Source organism: Micromonospora sp. WMMD956, from assembly GCF_029626125.1.
GTDB classification, from domain to species: domain Bacteria; phylum Actinomycetota; class Actinomycetes; order Mycobacteriales; family Micromonosporaceae; genus Micromonospora; species Micromonospora carbonacea.
In genome coordinates this window covers 6237367-6259579 of the sequence record NZ_JARUBI010000005.1, presented here as the reverse complement: position 1 = coordinate 6259579, position 22213 = coordinate 6237367, and the positions used below count along the sequence as shown (strand labels likewise).

Genomic DNA, 22213 nt, shown 5'->3' with positions numbered 1-22213 from the left:
TTCCTTCGACCGGACCGCCGGTGTTCGCGCGCGCCCGGACGTGAATCACGTTTCCTCTCATTCTCAGGAGATGACCGTCATGATCTACGCGACGCTGGAGCGGGCGATCCGTAGCGGATCACCCGACCGGGTCGCCGAGCTGGTCCGGACCACCTGGCTGGATCCGATCGCCAACGGCGAGTCGACGCTGTCCGCGGTGCGCCACCCGCTGGGTTTCGCCTGCCTGCCGGTGCTGCGCGACGGCCGGCGGGGCGTCTGCGTGCACCTGTTCGGCGAGCGCCGCACACCCGTGCGGCTCTCCGTCTCGCCGTTCCACTGCCACAGCTGGGACCTGCTCAGCCACGTCCTCTACGGCCAGGTGGGCAACCAGCACGTGACGGTGGCGACCGGCAGCACGTACCGGGTGTTCGACACGCGTACCACGGCGGGCGGCGACCGGCTCGTGCCGACCACGCGCACCGTGGACGCCACGGCCGGCGCGCCGGAGCACTGGGCGGCCGGCAGCGCGTACGAGCTGGCCGCCGGGCACTTCCACGCGTCCACCGTCGTGGGCGGCGCGCCGGCCGCCACCGTCGTGCTCGGGCTACACCATCCGGAGAAGCCGGACCTCACCCTCGGCGCCCTCGACACGCCCGCGCACCGGCTGACCCGGCGGCTGCACGGCCGCGCCGAGACGGTCTCGCTGGCCCGGACCGCCCTCGACCGGCTGGCGAGGGACGCCGACCGGTTGACGCCGGCCGGCCAGCGGTGACCGGCGGGGGCCGCGCGGCGGAGGCGGCGCGGGAGGCCAACAGCCGGTGCTACGACGACGGCCGGGCGACCCGGGCGTACGTCGACGACCCGTACCACGCGGTGCGCCGACGCCTGGTCGGCGCGGCGCTGCTGGACGCGCTCGGGGGTCCCGACGGCGGCGACGGGTCCGGCGGTCCGGCCGGGGCCCTGCTGGAGCTGGGGCCCGGGGCGCGGAGCATCTTCGACGGCCTGCCCCGCCCGCGCCGGCCGACCGTGGTCGCCGACCTGTCCTGGGCGGCGCTGGCGGGGGCGCCGGCCGGTGGGCACCACCCGGTCCGGCTCGACGTCACCCGGCCGCTGCCGCTGGCGGACCGGTCGGTGGCCGGGGTCGTCGCGGCCGAGCTGATCGAGCACGTGTACCACCCGGGGGCCCTGCTGGCCGAGATCGCCCGGGTGCTGCGCCCCGGCGGCGCGCTGGTCCTGAGCACGCCGAACCTCGCCCCGCTCCAGGACCGGCTCCGGTTCCTCCTCGGCCGGTCGCCGCGTCAGGTCGATCCGACGCACCCGTACCTGCACCTGCACATCCGCCCGTTCACCGCGCAGATGCTGCGCCGGGTGCTGCGGGCCGCCGGCTTCGTCGACGTGTCGATCCGGTCGAACTACGTCGGCGTCCACGTCGGGCGGGGCCGGTGGCTCCAGTCCCGGCTGCTGGCCCGGCTGTTCCCGGGCCTGGGCGGGTCGCTCGTCGCCAGCGCCCGCCGCCCGCCGGGCGTCGACGGCTGAGCCACGGGCACCCCGCCCCGACGGCCCGGCCCGCCATTCGGGCCAGTCGTCGACGCCAATGCGGAGTGGCGTTCACCCCGCGGCCGACGGCCGGGCAGAATTGGCACATGACCGGCCAGTTCGGATACCCCGCCGACGCGGCTCATTTCCTGATCAGCTATTCACCGGCCGACGAGCGGTGGGCGACCTGGATAGCCTGGGAGCTTGAGCGCGCGGGCTACCGGACGATTCTCCAGGCCTGGGATTTCGTGGCCGGGACGAACTTCATCGAATTCATGGACCGGGCGATCTGCGAATCGATCGCCGTCATCGCCGTGCTGTCGCCCAACTATGTCCGGTCCCGTTACGGGCGGCTGGAGTGGCAGGCGGCGTTCCGCAGTGCGCCCGACGACCCGCAGCGGCGGCTGATCACCGTACGGATCGAGGACTTCGACCCGGAGGGGCTGCTGGCCACCATCACCTACGTCGACCTGGTCGGCGCGGCCGACGAACGGGACGCCCGGCGACGGCTGTTGCGCCGGGTCGGCGAGGCGATGCGCGGCCGGGCGAAGCCCACGGCGGGGCCGGGGTTCCCCGCCGGCCCTGCGGTCGGGCCGGGCGACGACGAGCTGCCGGCCGGGCAGCCACCCCCGCAGATCGCCGCGCACCACCCCCGGCTGCGGCTGCGGCACCCGCCGGCCTACCCGCCGCAGCGGTCGACGGGGCACGCCGCGGACACCGAGGTGACCCTGCTGCACCTGCCCGGCCCGCGGTTCGCCCGCCAGCCCTGCGCCGGGCCGGCCCCGCGCCAACGCGCCAAGGAGTTGCTCGACGCCGTCGGCTCCGGCGTCGAGCGGCTGCTCGCCACCGGCGGCACCGGTCCGGACGCGCTGCTGATCAGCGGCGACCTGACCGCGGCCGGCGGGATCCGCGAGTTCGACGAGGCGCTGGCGTTCCTGGCCCGGCTCCGCGACGTCCTCGACCTGGATGCGGGGCGGATAGCGGTGGTGCCCGGCCCGCACGACGTCAACCACGCGGCCTGCCGGGCGTACTTCGCGAGTTGCGAGGCCGACGAGGTGCGGCCGCAGCCGCCCTACTGGGACAAGTGGCGGCACTACTTCCGGTTCTTCACCGAACTCTACGACGGGGTGGACGGCCCCACGTTCGACCGGCACCGGCCGTGGAGCGTCTTCGAGATGCCCGAGCTCAACCTGGTGGTCGCCGGCATCAACTCGACGATGGCGGAGAGCCACCTTCCGGACGGCCACCACGGGTTGGTCGGCGCGGCCCAGGCACACTGGTTCGCCCGACGGCTCGACCGCTACCGGTCCGGCGGCTGGCTGACCGCCGGGCTGATCGGCCATCCGGCCGCGTCCGACGCCGTCCGGGACCACGACAGCGTCGCGGCGCTGCTGACGCCCCGGCTGCACCTGCTCGTGTCGCCGCCGCCGGGGTGCGGCGGGGACGCCGCGTCGGCGGGCGCGGGGCCGACCTTCATCCGGCTGTCCACCGCAGCGGACGACGGGTCGGGCGCGGCGGACGACGTCCGGTCCCGGGTGATCGCCGCCGGCCCCGGCCCGGCGACGCCGGGATCCCCGGACATCGTTTCAGGTCGATGACTTGCCGGTGTGAACGGTAACACGCTAGTGTCCGCTGCAGGAGCGAAGGGCGCGCTCCGACCGGCAGCACGGTGTCCGATCCGGGACCGGAGCCGGAGGCACGAGCGGCACCGACGACAGCTGTCCGGGGCCATCCTTCGGGCGTCGCACCATGCCAGGTGCCGGCCGGAGATGGCAGCCTCTGTCGGCCGGGCCCCGGGTTGATGTCGACAGACCCGTGACGTTGCGCAGCCACGATCGTCCAGTCTCACCAGCCCGGACCGTGCCGGGCCGCCACCCGACCGACTTCCGTCCGCCGGCCCACGCCGACGGGCGCGGCGTCGCGGCGGTCGCGGTTCCCGCTGATCCGGCGGCGCGCCCCGCACGCCAGGTCGGCTACCCGCCCGACGTGCCACGACCAGCAGATCCAGGATCGCACAGAGGAGAGGAATGGCAGTGAAACGCTCGCGTCTTCGGCTCTGGCTCGCCGCGACGACGGTCATCGCCGTCAGCGCCGCCGGGTCAACCCTGGCCGTCTCCGCCCAGGCCGCCGTCGGTTGCAAGGTCACCTACACGGTGACCAACCAGTGGCAGGGCGGCTTCGGCGCCAACGTCGTCGTGGACAACCTCGGCGACGCGATCAACGGTTGGCGGCTGACCTGGTCCTTCGCCGCCGGGCAGACGATCAGCCAGTTGTGGAACGGCACGGCCAGCCAGTCGGGCGCCCAGGTGACGGTGGCCAACGCCGACTTCAACGCCGCCATCCCCACCGGCGGCAACGTCAACTTCGGCTTCAACGGCACCTGGACGTCGAGCAACCCGGCGCCGACCAGCTTCGCCCTCAACGGGGTCACCTGCACCGGCTCGGTCCCCACGGGGAACCCGACCACGACGCCGCCGCCCACCACGCCGCCGCCGACCACTCCCCCGCCCACCACGCCGCCGCCGACCACGCCGCCGCCCTCGCCCTCGGGGTCGTTCACGAACCCGGTGCTGTGGCAGGACTTCGCCGACATCGACATCTTCCGCGTCGGTGACGCCTACTACTACTCGGCGTCCACCATGCACTACTCCCCCGGCGCGCCGATCCTGCGCTCCTACGACCTCGTCAACTGGGAGTTCGCCGGGCACTCGGTGCCCCGCCTCGACTTCGGCACCAAGTACGACCTCAACGGCTCGCACGCCTACGTCGACGGCATCTGGGCCTCGGCCATGAACTACCGCAAGAGCAACAACACCTTCTACTGGCTCGGCTGCATCGACTTCTCCAAGACCCACGTCTACAGCTCGACCAGCGTCGAGAGCGGCTGGAACCGCATCTCGACCATCAACAACTGCTACTACGACGCCGGCCTGCTCGTCGACGACAACGACACCATGTACGTCGCGTACGGCAACACCCAGATCAGCGTCGCCCAGCTCTCCGCCGACGGCAAGACGCAGGTCCGCGCGCAGCAGGTCTTCTCCACGCCGTCCAGCGTCGGCACCCTCGAGGGCGCCCGGTTCTACAAGCGCAACGGCAGCTACTACATCTGGCTGACCCGCCCCGCCAACGGCCAGTACGTGCTCAAGTCCAGCTCACCGTTCGGGCCGTACGAGATGCGCCAGGTCCTGCTCAACATGCCCGGCCCGATCTCCGGCGGCGGCGTCCCCCACCAGGGCGGGCTCGTGCAGACCCAGAACGGCCAGTGGTACTACATGAGCTTCATCGACGCCTACCCCGGCGGCCGGGTGCCCGCCCTCGCGCCGATCAACTGGACCTCCGACGGCTGGCCCCAGATCCAGACCGTCAACGGCGCCTGGGGCGGCTCCTACCCCAACCCCCTGCCCACCCGCCCGGTCAAGCCCATGATCGGCAACGACACGTTCCCCGGCACCACGCTCGGCCCGCAGTACGAGTGGAACCACAACCCCGACAACAGCAAGTGGTCGGTCAACAACGGGCTGCGGCTCCAGGCCGCCACGGTCACCACCGACCTCTACAAGGCCCGCAACACGCTGACCCACCGCATCCAGGGGCCGACCAGCACCGCCACCATCGAGCTCGACTACTCCACGATGCGCGACGGTGACCGCAGCGGCCTGTCCATGCTGCGCAACTCGTCCGCCTGGATCGGCGTCAGACGCGACAACGGGGCCAACCGGGTGGTCATGACCAACAACATCACCATGGACAGCAACTGGAACACCACGAACACCGGCAGTGAGATCGCCAGCGCGGCGATCAGCGGCGGACGCATCTGGTTGCGCGTCAACGCCGACATCAGACCGGGCGCGGGCCGGCAGGCCCGCTTCTCCTACAGCACCGACGGCACCAACTTCGTGTCCCTCGGCAACGCGCTCACCCTCGACAACAACTGGCCGTTCTTCATGGGCTACCGGTTCGGCGTCTTCAACTACGCCACCCAGGCCCTCGGCGGCAGCGCCACCGTCAGGAGCTTCAACATCACCACCCCCTGACCCGGTCCCCACCCGCGCCCCGGCGCGTCGGCCCACCGGCCGGCGTGCCGGGGCGTACGCCTGTCGGCGCCGATGGGCCGGGGGCCACCGCCGAACGTGCGGTGGCGGGGGTTGCGGGATCTTGCGAGGCTTACGGCGTGTATGACTACGACCTGTTGGTGCTGGGCTCCGGGCCCAGCGGTCAGAAGGCCGCGATCGCCGCGGCCAAGCTCGGTCGGCGGGTCGGCATCGTCGACCGCCGCGACATGATCGGTGGGGTGTGCATCAACACCGGCACCGTCCCTTCCAAGACGTTGCGCGAGGCCGTGCTCTATCTGAGCGGCATGAGCCAGCGCGACCTGTACGGCAGCAGCTACCGGCTCAAGGACGAGATCACGGTCGGCGACCTGGCCGCTCGCACCCAGCACGTGATCAGCCGGCAGACCGACGTCATCCGCAACCAGCTGGCCCGCAACCGGGTGACGCTGATCACCGGCACCGGGCGGTTCGCCGACGCGCACACGATCTGGGTCGACGGCGAGTCGGGGCAGGAGTCGCGGGTCACCTTCGACAAGGCGATCATCGCCGCCGGCACCCGGCCGGCCCGTCCGGACAGCGTCGAGTTCGACGAGCGGACGATCGTGGACTCCGACGGGGTCATCAACCTGGAGTCCATCCCCCGCAGCATGGTCGTGGTCGGCGCGGGCGTGATCGGCATGGAGTACGCCTCCATGTTCGCCGCGCTCGGCACGAAGGTGACCGTGGTGGAGCGGCGCGACCGGATGCTCGACTTCTGCGACGAGGAGGTCGTCGAGTCGCTCAAGTACCATCTGCGCGACCTGTCGGTCACGTTCCGCTTCGGTGAGGAGGTGGCGGCGGTGGAGAAGCACGAGAGCGCGGCGCTGTGCGTCCTCAAGAGCGGGAAGAAGATCGTCGCGGACACCGTCATGTACTCGGCTGGCCGTCAGGGCCAGACCGACAGCCTGGCGCTGGAGGCTGCCGGGTTGCAGGCCGACCGGCGCGGCCGGATCACGGTCGACGCGGACTACCGCACGGCGGTGGAGAACATCTACGCCGTGGGCGACGTGATCGGGTTCCCGGCGCTGGCGTCCACCTCCATGGAGCAGGGCCGCATCGCCGCCCAGCACGCCTGCGGGGAGCCCGTCCGCGCACTCAACGAGTTGCAGCCGATCGGCATCTACACCATCCCGGAGATCAGCTTCGTCGGGAAGACCGAGGAGCAGCTGACGGAGAGCTCCACGCCGTTCGAGGTGGGCATCGCGCGCTACCGCGAGCTGGCCCGCGGGCAGATCGTCGGCGACTCGTACGGCATGCTGAAGCTGCTGGTGTCACCGGCCGACGGCCGGCTGCTCGGCGTGCACGTGTTCGGCACCGGTGCCACCGAGATCGTGCACATCGGGCAGACCGTCATGGGCTGCGGCGGCACGGTCGACTACCTCATCGACGCGGTGTTCAACTACCCGACCCTCGCCGAGGCGTACAAGGTGGCGGCGCTGGACGCGTCCAACAAGATCCGCAACATCGTCCGGATCGAGGGTTAGCCCGACCCCGACCCCGACGCGTCGGGCCGGCCCGCACCGATCCCGGTGCGGGTCGGCCCCGGGTCTCAGCCCAGGTCGAGGGTGAACTCGGCGGTGTGGACCTTGCCGTCGACCTGGAAGTCGAAGAACGCCCGGTAGCGGCTGGGGCCCGGCGCGGTCAGCCAGAACCGGGGCGCCCCGTCGACCAGTTCCTGATCCGGGTGGACGTGCACGTATCCCAGGTCGCCCTCGCGGACGACCACCAGGTGCCCGTACGCGCCCAGGTAGCGTTCCAGCGTCGGCGCGGGGCCGCCCGCGCGACCCACCCGGAACGACAGCGGCACCGTCGCCCCGACCGTCGGGGCGCCCACCATCTCCACCTCGAACGGCCCGGTCGTCGCCCGCGGCGCGGCGGCCGGCAGGGGGGCCGGGGTGTGCGCGCCGGGGACCTGGTGGTCGACGCCGAGGACCAGCGGCCGTGCGGTGCCGTCGGCGGCGGTCGTGGCGAAGTCGGCGTAGACGCGGTAGCCCCCGGCCCGCTCGAGCGCCAGCGGCACGCTCCAGGTGCCGTCGGCGGCCATGGTGGGGTGCAGGTGCTGGTAGCCGCCCAGGTCCCGGCCCACCACGACCAGGTGCAGCGGCTTGTCGTGCACGACCGCGAAGCGCGTCTCCGGCTGCCCGTCGACGCCCACGATCCGGAACCGGTAGTTGGCGTTCACGCCGGCCGGCTGGGACCGCGTCACCGGCTTCAGCGTGTAGCCGCCGGCGCTGACCGTCGTCCCGGTCACCTGCGCCTGCGCCGGGTCGCCGTCGCCGGGATGCGTGTGCGCCCCGGCGCCCGGCGCGTGCTGGTGCCCGTCCCCGGCCGCGACGGGGCGGCCGGTGGCCGGCGATCCGCCCACGGCCGCCGTGGCGGCCCGCCCGTCGCCGGCGCCGACGCGGCCGAGCCCGAAGCCGGCCACCAGTGCGACCAGCAGTCCCCCGACGAGCAGGGCGAGGCCCCGGTCGCCGAGGCGGGGCCCGTTGGCCGGCGGGTCCTCGGACGCCTCGCCCGGGGCGACCGGGCCGCGTCGGGGGCCGCCGCCGCGGGCCGCCGGGCGTGGGGTCGGGCCGGCGGGCTTCCGGCGTCCCGCCGCCCGCGCGGCCGGGCGGCGGGGCGCCCGGCCGGCGGGGCGCGGGCGGGCCCACGGCCAGCGGGGCGTCGGGCCCGGGCCGCCGGCCCGCGCGGCGCGCCACCGCCAGGCGACGACGCCGGCCGCCGCCACGACCACCACGACCACCACGGCGACGACGCCGGGCCAACCGGACCCGCCGGTGTCCTCGGCCTCGACGGGGGCCGCTGCGACGGAGGCCGCGCCCGGGGCGGCGGGCGACGCGGCCGGCGTGGCCGGTCCGTTCGAGGACTGGGGCGCGCCGTGCCCGGACGTCGCGTGCTGCTCGGCGGCGGCGACGAGCGCCGGGTCCGGTCCCGTGGTCGGCGCACGCCAGCCCTGTGGGGCGGCCGTGACCCGACCGGTGTAGCGGAAGCTCATCGTGCCCCGCACCGGCTCGCCGTCGGAGGCCACCGACAGGTAGCTCACCGTGTACTGGCCCGCCGCCGGCAGGTGCGCCAGCTTCACCACCGCCGGGAAGCCGGTGGCGTACTCGCGCGGCTCGAACTTGCCGTCGACGAGCAGGTACTCGCGTACCGGCTTGTCCAGGGGAGCGGGCGACCCGTGCGTCCAGCCGTTGTCGACCCGGCCGCCGTTCGGCGCGGTGACCGCGAAGTACGCGTTGTCGGCGACCCGCTCGGTGAAGTAGAGCTGCACGGTCGCCAGTGGCTCGCCGACCGTGGCGCCGACCGCCGGCGTGGACATGGCCAGGGTGCCGTGCGCGGCGGCGGGCGGGGCGGCTCCGAGGACGGCGACCGCCGCGGCGAGGACGACGGCGAGCAGGCCCGAGACGAAGCGGCCGGGGACCGGAGGGGGACGACGCATCGGATCATCCTCGCCGCACCCGGACTTCCGTCAAGCCCATCCGAACTTTTTCCGCAGATGGCAAAAGTTTCTCTCACCCCGGGCACCGGTCCGCTGGGCGGTCGCCGGCGCGCCCGCCCGCCCGGATCCCCGAGTGGCGTGGGTCACGTTCGGCGGCGGAACTTTACCCCCCGTGACGCCGACCATCCACCTGGAATCGATCATCGAAGGGGAAACGATGCCCAATCTCCGCGCACCCCGCCGGTCCCGGCACACGAAAGTCCTGCTCACCACCCTTGTCGCGGCGGCAGCCGTAGCCGGCTGCGGCTCGCCGGACAGCACGTCCACGGCCGCGCCGGACCAGACGCCGTCACCGTCGGTGTCGGTGAGCGCCGCCGCCGGGGTGCTGACCGTGCGCGACCCGTGGGTGAAGGCCGCCGACCAGGGCATGACCGCGGCGTTCGGCACCCTGGTCAACGACGGCGACACGGACGTGACCATCACCGGCGCGGCCACCGACGTGTCCCCGATGGAGCTGCACGAGATGACCATGAAGGACGGCACGATGGTCATGCAGGCCAAGCAGGGCGGCATCGTGGTCAGGGCAAAGAGCAGCCACGCGCTGGAGCCCGGCGGCGAGCACCTGATGCTGATGAACCTCCGGCAGCCGGTGCGGCCCGGCGACGAACTCGCCGTCACGCTCACCTTCGCCGACGGCCGGACGCAGACGTTCACCGCCGTCGCCAAGCCGTTCACCGGCGCGCAGGAGAGCTACGCGCCCGGCCACGGCGCGACCCCGATGCCGGGCACGAGCGGCACGCCGCGGGCGGCCACGAGCCCCGCGTCATGACCGACGCCACCACCGGCCGCCCGGTGCGCAGGCGCGCCCTGCTCACCGGCGGGGCCCTCGCCGCCGGGGGCACGCTCGCCGGGGCCGCCGTCGCCCTCGCCCGCCCCGGCGACACCGACGTGCGCCCCGAGGGGACCGTCCCGGTGGCCGACATCGGCGGCGCGGTGGTGCCGTTCCACGGCGCGCGCCAGGCAGGGGTGGACACCGAGCCGCAGGCGCACGCGGCGTTCGTCGCGCTGACCCTCGCCCCGGCCACCGACCGGGCCGCCCTGGGCCGGCTGCTGCGGCTGCTCACCGACGACGCCGCCCGGCTCACCCGGGGCCGGCCGGCCCTCGCCGACACCGAACCCGAGCTCGGCCTGCTGCCCGCGCGGCTGACCGTCACGTTCGGCTTCGGGCCGGGCCTCTACCGGGCCGCCGGCCTCGACGACCGCCGGCCGGCGTCGGTGGCGGCGCTGCCGGCCTTCCGCGTCGACCGCCTCCAGCCCCGCTGGTCCGGCGGGGACCTGCTGCTGCAGATCTGCGCCGACGACCCGGTCACGGTGGCCCACGCCCAGCGGGTCCTGGTCAAGGACAGCCGGCCGTTCGCGACGGTGGCCTGGGTGCAGCAGGGGTTCCGCCGGGCGGCGGGCGCGGAACCGGGGCGTACCCAGCGCAACCTGTTCGGCCAGCTCGACGGCACCGCCAACCCCCGCCCCGGCGGGCCGCTGGAGACCGCCGTGTGGGTGCCCGACGGGCCGGCGTGGCTGCGGGACAGCAGCACCCTGGTCGTGCGGCGGATCAGCATGAACCTGGAGACCTGGGACCTGCTCGGCCGCGCCGACCGGGAACTGGCCGTCGGCCGCCGGCTCGACACCGGCGCGCCGCTCACCGGCACGGCCGAACACGACGAGCCCGACTTCGCCGCCGTCGACGCCGCCGGGCTCACCGTCATCCCCGACTTCTCCCACCTGACCCGCGCCCGGGTCACCGACGACCGGCTGCGCATCCTGCGCCGCCCGTACAACTACGACGGCGTGCCGGCCGCCGACGGCACCGCCGACAGCGGGCTGATCTTCGCCTCGTACCAGGCGGACGTCACGACACAGTTCCTGCCCATCCAGCGTCGCCTCGCCGAGCGGGACCTGCTCAACGAGTGGACCACCCCGATCGGCTCCGCCGTGTTCGCCGTGCCGCCCGGCTGCCCGGACGGCGGCTGGATCGGCCAGCAGCTGCTCGCCTGACCGGCGTCACCAGGAGAGGGACCAGCATGCGCAGAACCGTCCGCCACCCCCGCCGCGCGGCGGCCGCCGCCGCGCTGGCCGCCCTCGCGGTCCTGGCCGCGCCGGCCGCGCCGGCCGCCGCCCACAACAGCCTCGCCGCGGCCACCCCCGCCGCGGACACCCGGCTGGCCGAGCCGCCGTCCGAGATCACGGTGCGGTTCCTCCAGAAGCTGGACCCGGGCCTCACCACCGTCGTGCTCAGCGACGCCACCCGCCGGGTGGTGCCCACGGGCGCGCCCGTCGTCGCCGGCACGCGGGCGACCGTCGCCGTCGCCGGGACGCTGCCCGACGGCACCTACACGGTGGCCTACCGGGTCGTCTCCACCGACGGGCACCCCGTGCAGGGCTCCTACCGCTTCACCGTCGCCACCGCACCGGCCCCGGCGAGCGCCCCGCACACCGCGCCACCCACCGCCGCGCCGACCAGCGGGGCCGCCGGCGCGGCGGGACGCGCCGGCCCGGGCGGCGGGCCCGACCCGCTCATCGTGGCGGCCGCCGTCGCCCTGGCCGGCATCGCCCTGGCCGCCGTCGCGCTCGGCGGCGCGCGGGTGCTGCGCCGGCGGCGCGCCCGGTAGCCCACGGCGATCGCGCCACGGCCCGGGAACTTCCCCGGCCCCGCGCCCGACCACCTCACCGGTGGGCCCTGCGGCACCGACGGGACCCACCCCTGTCGTACGGGGGCAGTCCCACCGGGAACGATCCCGGCTATTCCGATCGGAAGCGTATGTCCATCACCGAACTGCACGGCGGGTCGACGCCGGAGCCGCTCACCCCGGCCGACGGGCCCGCGCCGGTGGCGCGCCGGACCCCGGCGTGGGCGGCCTTCCTGGTCCGCCTGCACTTCTACGCCGGTATCCTCGTGGCCCCGTTCCTGTTCGTCGCCGCCCTGACCGGCCTGGCCTACACCGTCACCCCGCAACTCGACCGGGTCGTCTACGGCGACCTGCTGACCGCCGCGCCGGGCGGCCCGCCGAAGTCCCTCGCCGAGCAGGTCGCCGCCGCCCGCGCCGCCCACCCCGAGGGGACCGTCGCCGCCGTGCTGCCGGGCACGGACGGGGCCACCACCCGGGTGGTGTTCGCCCAGCCCGACCTCGGCGACCGGGAGCACACCGTCTACGTCGACCCGCACACCGCCCGGGTCGAGGGGCAGCTCACCACCTGGTTCGACGCCACGCCCGTCACCACCTGGCTGGACGACCTGCACCGCAACCTGCACCTCGGCGACCTCGGCCGGCACTACTCCGAGATCGCCGCGAGCTGGCTGTGGCTGCTCGCCGTCGGCGGCGTCGTCCTGTGGTGGCGGCGGCGCGGCGCCGCCCGTACCCGCGTCCGGCACCTGCTCGTGCCCGACCTGTCCGCCCGCCGGGGGGTGCGGCGCACCCGCGCCTGGCACGCCACCACCGGGGTCTGGCTCGCCGTCGGCCTGCTCTTCCTCTCCGCGACCGGCCTGACCTGGTCGCGGTACGCCGGTGGGCACTTCGGCAGCGCGCTCGACGCGCTGCGCGCCGGCACCCCCGAGATCTCCACCAGCCTCACCGGCGCGCCGCCGCCCGCCGCCGGGGAGCACCAGCACGGCGGCGTCACCGCCGGGCCGGCGGACCCCGCGACGTTCGACCGGGTGCTGGCCGCCGCCACCGACGCCGGGTTGGCCGGCCCGATGCGGATCTCCCCCGCCGAGGAGCCGGGCGACGCGTGGACGGTCGCCCAGACCGACAACACCTGGCCCGTGGCCCGGGACCGGATCGCCGTCGACCCGGTCTCCGGCACGGTGACCGACCGCAGCGACTTCGCCGACTGGCCGCTGCTGGCCCAGCTCAGCGCCCTCGGCGTCCAGGCCCACATGGGCCTGCTGTTCGGCCCGGTCAACCAGGTCCTGCTCGCCGCGCTCGCCCTCGGCCTGCTCTGCGTCGTCGTCTGGGGTTACCGGATGTGGTGGCAGCGCCGCCCCACCCGCGCCGACCGGCGCGCCGCCGTCGGCGTCCCGCCCGCGCGGGGCGGGCTGCGCGGCCTGCCGTGGTGGGCGCTGCTGCCGGGCCTCGCGCTGACCGCGGCCGTCGGGTGGGCGCTGCCCTGGTTCGGCGGCCCCCTGCTCGCGTTCGTCGTCGTCGACGTCGTCCTCGGCGCGCTGGCCCGACGCCGCCGCCGGGCCGCTCCGGTCTCGCCCGCCCCCGCCGGCGGCTGACCGGCCCGTGCGGGGCGGCGGGCCGGTGTCGGCCCGCCGCCCACCGCCGCCCACCGGCGGCTACCGGGCGGCGCTGCCGAACGCGCTGGACAGGTACGCCCGCGAGTCGGCGATGGCCCCCTCGATGATGCGGGCCGCCTCCCGGGCCTCCTCGGGCCGGTGGCCGGCCTGCACCTGGAGCCGGAACCGCGACGAACCGGTCGGGGTGACCGGGAACTCCACCATGAACGCGAGCACCCCCCGGTCGAACAGCAGCCGGTTGGCCGTCCGGGCGAGCTTCTCGTTGCCGATCAGCAGCGGCACGATCGGCGACGGCTCCCCCATGCAGGTCAGCCCCCGGCCGGTCAGCTCGTCGCGCAGCGCGTGGATGGCGGTGAACAGCCGGGCGCGCAGCTCGTCGCCCTCGGGGGACCGGATGATGCGGGCGGCCTCCCGGACCACGGCGGTCTGCACCGGTGACAGCGCGTTGGAGAAGAAGTGGCTGCCGCTGAACATCTTCACGTACTGCTTCAGGGCCGGCGAGCGCGACGCCACGAAGCCGCCGTTGGAGCAGAACGTCTTCGAGAACGCCCCCATGACGATGTCGACCTCGCCGATCAGGCCCTGCATGCCCAGCACGCCCGTGCCGCCCGGCCCCATCGCGCCGAGGTCGTGCGCGACGTCGACCAGCAGGGTCGCGTCGTGCTCCCGGCAGACCCGTTGCAGGGTCACCAGGTCGGGCCAGTCGGCATCGACGGAGAAGAGGCCGTCGGTGACGACGAGGATGCCGTTGCGGGTGTCGTGCGACCGGATGTCGACCAGGTGCTGACGCACGGCCTCGACGTTGAGGTGCTCGTAGCGGACCACGTTGCGGGTCGCCGCCCGCGCGCCCTGCTGGAGGCAGGAGTGCGCGAGCCGGTCGATGACCACGTGGTCGGACTGGCGGACCAGGCCGACGATCGCGCCGAAGCCCGCGGACCAGCCGGTCGAGAAGAGCGTGACGTGCTCCAGCCCCGTCAGCTCGCCGAGGGCGGCCTCCAGCTCGTCGGAGATGCGGGTGTTGCCCAGCACCATCGGCGAGCCGGCGCTGTGCGGGCCGTAGTCGCGCATCGCGCGGACCGCCGCCTCGCGGATCGCCGGGTGGGTGTTGAACGACAGGTAGTCCTGCGAGTTGAAGTTGATGCCCCGGGTCCGTTTGCCCAGGTCGTTGGTGATCTCGGCGATGCTGTCCGGGGCCGCCTCCAGGACCCGGGAGTACTGCCAGGTCTCCGTGCGGCGGCGGGCCTGCACCCAGCCGTAGAAGTCCTCGGTGCGGGCGAGCAGGTCGCGGCCGGCGGGGCGGTAGAAGTCGTAGGCGTTCTTGTCCAGCGCGTACTCCTCGTCGGGGTCGACGGGGTTGCGCAGGTGCGCCGGCTCCCACATCTCGGTCAGGTCCGCCACGACCCGGGCCAGCTCGCCGTCGGCCCCGGAGGCGTCGAGGGCCGCCAGGTCGTCCCAGGGGATGTGGGTGGCCCAGTTGCGGGTCATCTCGGAGACCTCGGCCGCCTCGCGGGCCATGGTCGCCACGTCGCCGCGCCGGGCGGCGTCGAGGATGGCCTCGATCAGCTCGCCGTCGTCGCGCTGCTGAAGGTCGGTGCTGGTCACGGTGTCGGCTCCCTGGTGCGGCATCAGGCGAAGAGGTTCTGCTGGTACATGCGCGACGTGGCGGCGAAGTCCTCGAAGACCGGGTACCCGGCGGAGGACTCCTTGGCGGCGTCGTTGAGCAGGAAGAGGTTGGACGCCTGGAAGAACTCCGAGACCGGCGCGATGTCGGCGTGCGTGGCGATGAACCGGTCGGTCTCCTCCTGGTTGCCGCGCAACGCGACGAACAGCTGCAGCTCGTCGTGCCGGTACGGCCGCATCTCGCTCAGCGTGCACACGTAGTCGTAGTAGGCGGCGGAGTTCTGGCTGCGGCGGCGGCCCTCGTACGCGGCCATCGCCTCGTCGAGCGACGACTCGCCGGCCAGCCACCGGTGCAGGGCGGCGCTGGCCAGCTCCGCGTCGCGGAACGCGTGGGTCATGCCGATGGCGGTGCACTGGTCCTTGGCCGACTCGGCGTCGCCGACGAGCACCCAGCCGGGCCCGTGCAGCTGCCGGAGGAAGCCCGACTGGTCCAGCGTGCCGTAGATGCGCTCCTCCCGGGTGCCCCAGGTGCGGACCAGCTCGCCCAGCTCGGGGCTGACGAAGTCCAGCGCCCGCTGGACGTTGCCGGGCACGTCGGCGCGGAACTCCCGGGACCACTCGCTGGGCCCCCAGACGAGGACCATGTTCTGCCCGAAGTTGGTCGGCACCACCGCGCAGCCGAGCCGGCCGCGCCGGTGGATCTGCCCCCGGCCGGGGTCGAAGCCGGACCAGTAGCTCCAGTAGGCGAACGTGCAGCGGGGCCGCTCGTCGAAGCGGGGCAGGCCGAGGGTGCGCGCGACGAACGAGTTGCGGCCGTCGGCGCCGACGACGATGCGGGCCCGCTCCTCGAACTCCCCGCCGTCGCTGGCGCGCCCCCGCACGCCGACGACCCGGCCGTCGGAGATGATCAGCTCCCGGACGGTGCTGTGCGTGCGGACCTCGGCGCCGGCCTTGGCCGCCGCCTCCACGAGGATCTGGTCCAGCACCCGGCGGCGCACCGAGGCGTAGCTCTGCACGACGCCCGAGTCGTCGCCGTGCAGGTCCCGGAAGTGCTCACGCAGCAGCGACACGGGCACCGAGCCGCTCAGCGGGATGCCGTCGTTGACGATGTCGACGACCGTGTGCGTGGGGGTCACGGCGGTGACCTGGTCCAGCAGGCCCCACCGGTTGAGGTAGGACATCCCGTGCGGCCACAGGAAGTGCGTCGAGATGACGTCGCTGGGGAAGGACGAGCGGTCCACCACCAGCACCCGGTGGCCCTGCCGGGCGAGTAGCAGGGCGGTGGCGGCGCCCGCGCAGCGCCCACCGACGACTATCGCGTCGTACATGATTCGTAGTCCTTCGAACGAGGTCCGGCTGCCCCGCCGGCCGGGCCTTCGGCGCGTCGGCGGACCGGCCCGGGGCACGGACCGCCCCGCGCTGCCACCGGCGAACGGGAGTGAACCGTCAAAGTACACAGTGGACCGCCCCTGGTCCGGCCCGTCGGGCAGGGGTGTGTCCGTGGCCGGACCGCCGTGACCGCGCTGGTCACCGCGGCACCGGGACGCGGTGCCGCCCACCCCCGGCGGTTGCTGTCCGAAAGCCGACAGTCACCGGGCCGACCTGACGTCGGCGCGGCGCGGCGTCGACGCCCCCTCGACCGGATCCTCAGCCGGCCCCGGCGCGCCGGCAGCGGGCCAGCTCCGCCCGCAGGTCGCGGCGCAACGCGCGGTCCAGGCCGGGCTGGGCGAGCGCGTGGGCGAAGTCGCGGGCGGCCTCGTCCCAGCGGCCGAGCCGCAGCAGCGCCGTGCCCCGGTTGTAGCGGGGCACCGGCGCCGACGCGGCCAGCGCCACCGCCCGGTCCAGGTCCGCCACCGCGGCGGCGACGTCGCCGCGGTCGAACCGGACCGCGGCCCGGTTGGTCCAGGCCTCGACCAGCCCCGGGTCGCCGGCCAGGGCCCGGGTGAACAGCTCGTCGGCCTCGGCGGACCCGCCGCGCTCGGAGCGGACCAGCCCGAGGGTGCACAGCAGCGCGGGCTCCTGCGGGGCCAGGGCCAGCCCCGCCCGCGCGCCCGCCTCGGCCGCGTCGTGCTCCCCGCGCTCCAGGTGCAGGTTGACCAGGGCGATGCGGGCGTCGAGGTGCCCCGGGTCGATGGCGAGCACCCGGTCGAGGTCGGCGCGCGCCCGCCCGGCGCGGCCCCGCTGCTGCTGGAGCACGGCCCGGTTGTAGTACGCCTCGGGCAGGTGCGGCCCGAGGCGGATCGCCGCGTCGTAGTCCCGGATCGCGGCCCGGGCGCGGCCCGCCGCCCGGTGCAGCGCGGCCCGGTCGACGTAGTACTCGCAGTTGTCGGGGTCGTGGGCGATCACCGTGTCGAGCTCGGCCAGGGCCCGGTCGGCGTCCCCCAGGGCCAGGTGCACCTGCGCCCGGTTGTGCCGCAGCCGGGCCAGGTCCTGCGGGCGTTCGCCGGGGGCGAGCACCGCCGCCAGGCGGGTCAGCCCGTCGTCGATCAGCCGCAGCGCGCGCGCGGGCTCGCCCGCCCGGCTGTCCAGCAGCGCCAGGCCCTGCTCGTAGAAGACGGTGGACAGCACCCGCTGGCGCGGGTCGGCCAGGCCGCCGGCCAGGCGCAGCGCCTCGTGCAGCCAGTGCCGCGCCCGCTCCGGGTCCTGGTCGGCCGCCGGCAGGTGCCGGGCGTACAGCATGGCGGTGGCGTACGCGGCCGACATGGTGATCTTCGGGTCGTCGGTGGCGGCCCGGGCCTCGTCGTAGAGGTCGAGCGCCTCGGCGGCGCGGTCGAGGGCCGCCAGGGCGGTGGCCAGGCCGGTGGTGAACGCCCACCAGTGCCGCAGGTCGCCCGTCGCGGTCACGGCGGCGCGCCCGCGCCGGGCGGTGCGGGCGGCGTGGTGGTAGAAGCCGCGGGCAAGCGACTCCCCCACGGCCGCGCGCAGCGCCGCAGGCGTCGGGTCCGCGGCGGCGCGCCGGGCGGCGCCGCCGTCGCGCAGGTCCAGCCGCAACGGGGCCTGCCCGACCCGGCGCGACAGGGCGTCCAGCAGCTCGCGGGTGGTCTCGTCGGCGGCGTCGACGTGATCGAAGCGCACCGTGACCGGGCCCCGGAGGGTGCCCGCCCAGGCGAGCACGAACTCCGTCGCGCCGTAGGCGAGGCAGGCCGTGCGGCGGGCGGGATGGAACCGGATCGGCTCCTCGTCGGCGGCGGCCCGGGCGGCAGGGTCGAGCCCGGGCGCGATGGCGCGCAGCTCGACGGCGTGCCGGGACGCCAGGCGGGGGCGGGCGGCCGCGATCCGGCCGAGGAAGTCGGCGACGCCGGCGTACGGCCCCTGGTCGCGGTGGCAGTCGTAGCCGCCCGGGTCGACGCTCACGACCGGGCCGGTCCCCGCAGGGGCGGGCGCCCGGGGGCGCCCGCCCCGCCGGGTCCTACCAGCACCACTCGATCCAGAGCCGACGGGCGCCGGACAGCAGGCGCAGGGTGCTCGTGCGACGCACGGTCATCTTCCTCATGTGAACCTCCATAGTGATCATTGTGGAACTGACCAGAGCGTAGGCCCGATCGGGGCGAATATGAAGGGCGTTCGTGATCATCGGTGCTCCGTCGGCGGCACGGGACGTCCGCAGCCGGGGCGATCCGGGCGTACCGTCGACGGCACCAGGTCGACCACCGAGAGCAGGTCGACCCCGCGACCGAGGAGATGCGACCATGTCGAGCGCGGCGGACCCCGCTCCCGCAGCCGCCCGGCCCGCCCCGGAGCACCCGGCCGCCCTGCCGGCGCCGGGAGACCTGGCGTCGGCCCTGGCCTGCTTCGACGGCCTCCCGCCGGTCGCCGTCGAGGAGATGCTCGGCGCCTGGCGGGGCAGCGGCTTCGCCACCGGTCACCCGCTCGACGGCCTGCTGGAGCGCTACGGGTGGCACGGCAAGCGGTTCGACGGCCCGGAGGACGTGCACCCGCTGGTCTTCGCCGCCGGCGGGCGGCTGGTCAGCGTCAACCCGGCGCTGGTGCCGACGGGGCTGCTGGTCCGCCCGCCCGGCGCGGTGCGCACCCCCCTGGCCGCGCGGGCGTTCGCGCTGGCCCGGCCGCTGCTGACCACGACCCGCCCGGCGGCGCGGCTGCGGATGACCGAGTACCGGGGGGTGGTGTCGGCGACGATGTGTTACGACCGCCTCCCCATCCACGACGTGTTCCGGCGGGTCGACGAGCGCACGCTGCTCGGCGTCATGGACCTGCGCGGCGCCGACCGGCCGTTCGTGTTCGTGCTGACCCGGTCCACGGCGTAGGCCGGCGGGGTGAGACGGGGACCCCTCTCTACCGAATGCGTTAACAAGGGGCCCTTCCTTACACGTGGGCGTGGCCGTGGTGATGGTGATGGTGGTGGCCGCCGACCGGGTCGTCGGGGTGGTCGTGCGGGGTCTGCGGCCGGCCCACCTTGTCGGCGAAGCCGGGCAGCGCCACCCGGTAGGCGCAGGTGTCGCAGTTCATCCGGATGTCCCCGCGCAACGCCTCGGCGTGCCGTTCGAGGACCAGGTCGGCGAGGGCGTCGCAGTCGCCGATCAGGTCGGCGACCCGCACGTCGAGGTCGGGGTGGGCGGCGGCGAACTCCGCCGACCGGGCCACGATCCGGTCCGGCAGCACCCCGGCGAACAGGAAGTACGGGGCCACGACGATCCGGCGCGCGCCGAGGCGGCGCAGCCGCTCCAGCACCGCCGGCACCGACGGCTCGGCCAGCGAGACGAAGCCCGGTTCGACGCCCGCGTAGCCGCGCCCCTCCCACAGCAGCCGGGCCACCTTGGCGACCTCGGCGTTGGCGTCGGGGTCGGTGGAGCCCCGGCCGATCAGCGCCACCCACGTGCCGGCCCGGTCGGCGCCGGCCAGTGCGGCGTCGATCCGGTCGGCGAGGACGTCGTGCAGCAGCGGGTGCGGGCCCAGCGGGCGGCCGTAGGCGTAGCGGAGGCCGGGGAAGCGTTCCTTCTCCCGGGCCAGCGCGGCCGGGATGTCGCCCTTGCCGTGCCCGGCGGCGGCGAGGACCAGCGGCAGCGCCACGAGCCGGCGGTGCCCCCGGCCGGCGAGCGCGCCGACCGCGTCGGTCAGCGGCGGGCGGGACAGCTCGATGAAGCCGCCCTCGACGTCGTCGACGGCGCGGCGGCGGCGGATCCGGTCGACCAGGGCCGCGAACTGGGCGACTCCGGCGGCGCTGCGGGTGCCGTGGCCGACGATCAGCAGCGGGGTGCGGTCCTGCCCCCGCGCGTCCGTTCCGGGTCGGTTCGTCATGTCTCCTCCAGGTACAGCAGGGCGTTGAGGGCGGCGGCGGCGACCGCCGAGCCGCCCTTCTCGCCGACGTTGGACACGGCGGGCAGGCCGCTGGCGCGCAGCGCCGCCTTGCTCTCGGCGGCGCCGACGAACCCGACCGGCAGGCCCACCACCAGCGCCGGCCGCACGCCGAGGTCGAGCAGCTCGAACAGGGCGGTGGGCGCGCAGCCGACCACCCACACCGCCCCGGGGCCCACCCGGTCGTACGCGACCCGCACCGCCGCCGCCGAGCGGGTGAGGCCCGCCGCGCGGGCCAGGGCGGCGGTGGCCGGCTCGGCGATCGGGCACACCGGCCCGGGGCCGGGGCGGGTGATCCCGGCGGCGACCATCGCCACGTCGGCGACCACCGGCGCGCCGCCGCGCAGGGCGGCCAGCCCGCCGGCCAGGGCCGCCTCGTCGCAGACCAGGTCGGCGACGTAGTCGAGGTCGGCGCTGGCGTGCACCACCCGCTCGGTGACGGCCCGGGTCAGCGGCGGCAGGCCGGTCAGGTCCACCCGGGAGCGCAGGATCGCGTACGACCGCCGCTCGATCGGGTGCACGACGCGGCTCACCGGTCCGCCGTCCCGGGCGCGGCGCGGTCGACCCGGCCGGGCTCCCCCGACGCGACGCGATCGACCCGGTCGGCGGGACCGTCGGCGGCGGGGGCGCCGTAGCGCTCGTCGTAGCGGCGCAGCTTCCACAGCGCGGCGGCGGCGACCCAGGCCAGCGCGAACAGCGCCACGACGGCGTAGCCGAGCTGCTCGAAGTGCTCGGCGAGCGCGGCGTACCCGGCCAGGGCGGACACCCCGAGGTGGTCGACGAGCAGCCCGGCGAGGTAGACGCTGGCCACGAGCGCGCCGACGAGCACGGTCATGCCGGTGGTGGCGAGGTTGTAGTAGAGCCGGCGGGCCGGCTGCCGGTACGCCCACGAGTACGCCCGGCTCATCAGCAGGCTGTCGGCGGTGTCCATGGCGGACATCCCGGCGGCGAACAGCAGCGGCAGGGTGAGCAGGGCCAGCACGGGCAGCCCGCCGGCGGCGGCGGTGCTCGCGGACAGGGCGAGCAGGGTCACCTCGCTGGCCGTCTCCAGGCCCAGGCCGAACAGGAACCCGACGGGTGCCATGTGCCAGGACGAACGCACCAGCGAACGCGCCCGCGACCCCAGCACCCGCTGCACGAGGCCCCGGTTGAGCAGGTGCAGGTCCAGCTCCCGCTCGTCGAGGCCGCCGTGGCGCAGCCGCCGCCACAGCCGGGCCAGCCCGGCCAGCACCACGGCGTTGAGCCCGGCGACGAGGCTCAGGAACAGGGTGGCGGTGACGATCGCGACGGTCGCGCCCACCTCGCGGGCCTGCGCCAGGCCGGGGCCGGCGAGGCTGGTCGAGGCGAGCCCGACGATCAGGGCGAGCAGCAGCACCACGGCGCTGTGGCCGACGGCGAAGAAGAAGCCGACCCCGACGGGACGCCGGCCGCGCAGCAGCATCAGGCGGGTGGTGTCGTCGATGGCGGCGATGTGGTCGGCGTCGAAGGCGTGCCGCACCCCGAGGGCGTACGCGAGGGTGCCGGCCCCGGCCAGCCCGCCGGCCGCCGCGGGCTGGCCGTTCCAGTAGAGGTAGAGGCTCCAGCCGGCGACGTGCAGCACGGCGACGGCGAGCACGATGCCGCCGAGGCGTACCCGCTCGGCGCGGCTCCACCGGCCCGCCGGGGGCGCGGCGCTGACCACGGTCGTACTCATCGGGTTCCTCCACAGGGGTCGGTGCCGGTGACGCGGATGGCGTCGACCGGGCAGATCTCCAGGCACTCCAGGCAGCCGGTGCACGCCTGCGCGCGCACCAGCAGCCCGCCGGGGGTGGGTCGGATCGCGTGGGTGGGGCAGGTCAGCAGGCACGCGCCGCACCCCTGGCAGCCGACGATGGTCACGGGGGCGCGCGCCGGCGGCCCGGCGGCGGGCGCGGGCAGGGGGCGGGGCGGGGGCGCGGC

17 protein-coding genes and 1 pseudogene are annotated in these 22213 nt (G+C 75.1%); 10 read left to right on the top strand and 8 right to left on the bottom strand.

Annotated features, from left to right (window positions below):
- Positions 1-70 precede the first annotated feature (70 nt).
- The 5 genes from O7628_RS27300 (at position 71) to sthA (ending at position 7093) form a co-directional block, all read left to right on the top strand.
- Positions 71-751, top strand: a complete 681-nt coding sequence (locus O7628_RS27300; RefSeq protein WP_278134918.1) for a hypothetical protein — start codon at positions 71-73, stop codon at positions 749-751.
- Positions 748-1515 (top strand): methyltransferase domain-containing protein, encoded by a 768-nt coding sequence (locus O7628_RS27295; RefSeq protein WP_278134916.1) that lies wholly within the window; start codon positions 748-750, stop codon positions 1513-1515. The genes O7628_RS27300 and O7628_RS27295 overlap by 4 nt, the downstream gene beginning before the upstream one ends.
- Before the next feature lie 107 nt (positions 1516-1622).
- The gene (locus tag O7628_RS27290; protein WP_278134914.1) at positions 1623-3113 is read left to right on the top strand and encodes a TIR domain-containing protein; all 1491 of its coding nucleotides are present in this window, start codon (positions 1623-1625) and stop codon (positions 3111-3113) included.
- Between the two features lie 429 nt (positions 3114-3542).
- Positions 3543-5552, top strand: a complete 2010-nt coding sequence (locus O7628_RS27285; RefSeq protein WP_278134912.1) for a family 43 glycosylhydrolase — start codon at positions 3543-3545, stop codon at positions 5550-5552.
- A 137-nt stretch (positions 5553-5689) separates the two neighbouring features.
- On the top strand, positions 5690-7093 hold the full coding sequence (sthA, locus tag O7628_RS27280) for a Si-specific NAD(P)(+) transhydrogenase (protein WP_074476121.1): 1404 nt from the start codon (positions 5690-5692) through the stop codon (positions 7091-7093).
- Positions 7094-7158: 65 nt separating this feature from the next.
- Here the strand turns inward: sthA and O7628_RS27275 are convergent, their stop codons facing one another.
- Complete coding sequence (locus O7628_RS27275; protein ID WP_278134909.1) at positions 7159-9048, bottom strand: copper resistance CopC family protein; 1890 nt, start codon at positions 9046-9048, stop codon at positions 7159-7161.
- A 217-nt stretch (positions 9049-9265) separates the two neighbouring features.
- Here O7628_RS27275 and O7628_RS27270 point away from each other — a divergent pair, with 217 nt between their 5' ends.
- From O7628_RS27270 to O7628_RS27255, 4 genes are all read left to right on the top strand, one after another.
- The gene (locus tag O7628_RS27270; RefSeq protein WP_278134907.1) at positions 9266-9877 is read left to right on the top strand and encodes a copper chaperone PCu(A)C; all 612 of its coding nucleotides are present in this window, start codon (positions 9266-9268) and stop codon (positions 9875-9877) included.
- Entirely contained in the window at positions 9874-11100 is a 1227-nt protein-coding gene (locus O7628_RS27265) for a Dyp-type peroxidase (protein ID WP_178064712.1), read from the top strand. The genes O7628_RS27270 and O7628_RS27265 overlap by 4 nt, the downstream gene beginning before the upstream one ends.
- Positions 11101-11126: 26 nt before the next feature.
- Positions 11127-11714 carry a copper resistance CopC family protein gene (locus O7628_RS27260; RefSeq protein ID WP_278134905.1) on the top strand — a complete coding sequence of 196 codons (588 nt, stop codon included), beginning with the start codon at positions 11127-11129 and terminating at the stop codon, positions 11712-11714.
- A gap of 149 nt (positions 11715-11863) precedes the next feature.
- Positions 11864-13321, top strand: a complete 1458-nt coding sequence (locus tag O7628_RS27255; RefSeq protein ID WP_278134903.1) for a PepSY domain-containing protein — start codon at positions 11864-11866, stop codon at positions 13319-13321.
- Between the two features lie 60 nt (positions 13322-13381).
- Here the strand turns inward: O7628_RS27255 and O7628_RS27250 are convergent, their stop codons facing one another.
- From O7628_RS27250 to O7628_RS27240, 3 genes are all read right to left on the bottom strand, one after another.
- Positions 13382-14944, bottom strand: a complete 1563-nt coding sequence (locus O7628_RS27250; protein ID WP_278134902.1) for an aminotransferase class I/II-fold pyridoxal phosphate-dependent enzyme — start codon at positions 14942-14944, stop codon at positions 13382-13384.
- A 23-nt stretch (positions 14945-14967) separates the two neighbouring features.
- The gene (locus O7628_RS27245; RefSeq protein ID WP_278134900.1) at positions 14968-16290 is read right to left on the bottom strand and encodes an FAD-dependent monooxygenase; all 1323 of its coding nucleotides are present in this window, start codon (positions 16288-16290) and stop codon (positions 14968-14970) included.
- A 319-nt stretch (positions 16291-16609) separates the two neighbouring features.
- Entirely contained in the window at positions 16610-18316 is a 1707-nt protein-coding gene (locus O7628_RS27240) for a tetratricopeptide repeat protein (RefSeq protein ID WP_278134898.1), read from the bottom strand.
- A 335-nt stretch (positions 18317-18651) separates the two neighbouring features.
- On the opposite strand from O7628_RS27240, the gene O7628_RS27235 reads away from it, so the two are divergent.
- Positions 18652-19227: a DUF4334 domain-containing protein gene (locus tag O7628_RS27235; RefSeq protein WP_278134896.1), complete on the top strand. Its 576-nt coding sequence runs from the start codon at positions 18652-18654 to the stop codon at positions 19225-19227.
- A 44-nt stretch (positions 19228-19271) separates the two neighbouring features.
- Here O7628_RS27235 and O7628_RS27230 read toward each other — a convergent pair.
- The 4 genes and pseudogenes from O7628_RS27230 to O7628_RS27215 form a co-directional block, all read right to left on the bottom strand.
- Positions 19272-20218: pseudogene (locus O7628_RS27230) on the bottom strand (sirohydrochlorin chelatase); the annotation flags it as partial.
- Entirely contained in the window at positions 20215-20808 is a 594-nt protein-coding gene (locus O7628_RS27225) for a precorrin-8X methylmutase (protein WP_074476128.1), read from the bottom strand. The gene O7628_RS27225 and the pseudogene O7628_RS27230, both read right to left, overlap by 4 nt.
- Complete coding sequence (locus O7628_RS27220; protein WP_278134893.1) at positions 20805-21968, bottom strand: HoxN/HupN/NixA family nickel/cobalt transporter; 1164 nt, start codon at positions 21966-21968, stop codon at positions 20805-20807. Before O7628_RS27220 ends, O7628_RS27225 begins: the two co-directional genes overlap by 4 nt.
- Complete coding sequence (locus O7628_RS27215; protein WP_278136421.1) at positions 21965-22192, bottom strand: 4Fe-4S dicluster domain-containing protein; 228 nt, start codon at positions 22190-22192, stop codon at positions 21965-21967. Before O7628_RS27215 ends, O7628_RS27220 begins: the two co-directional genes overlap by 4 nt.
- Between the last annotated feature and the right edge of the window lie 21 nt (positions 22193-22213).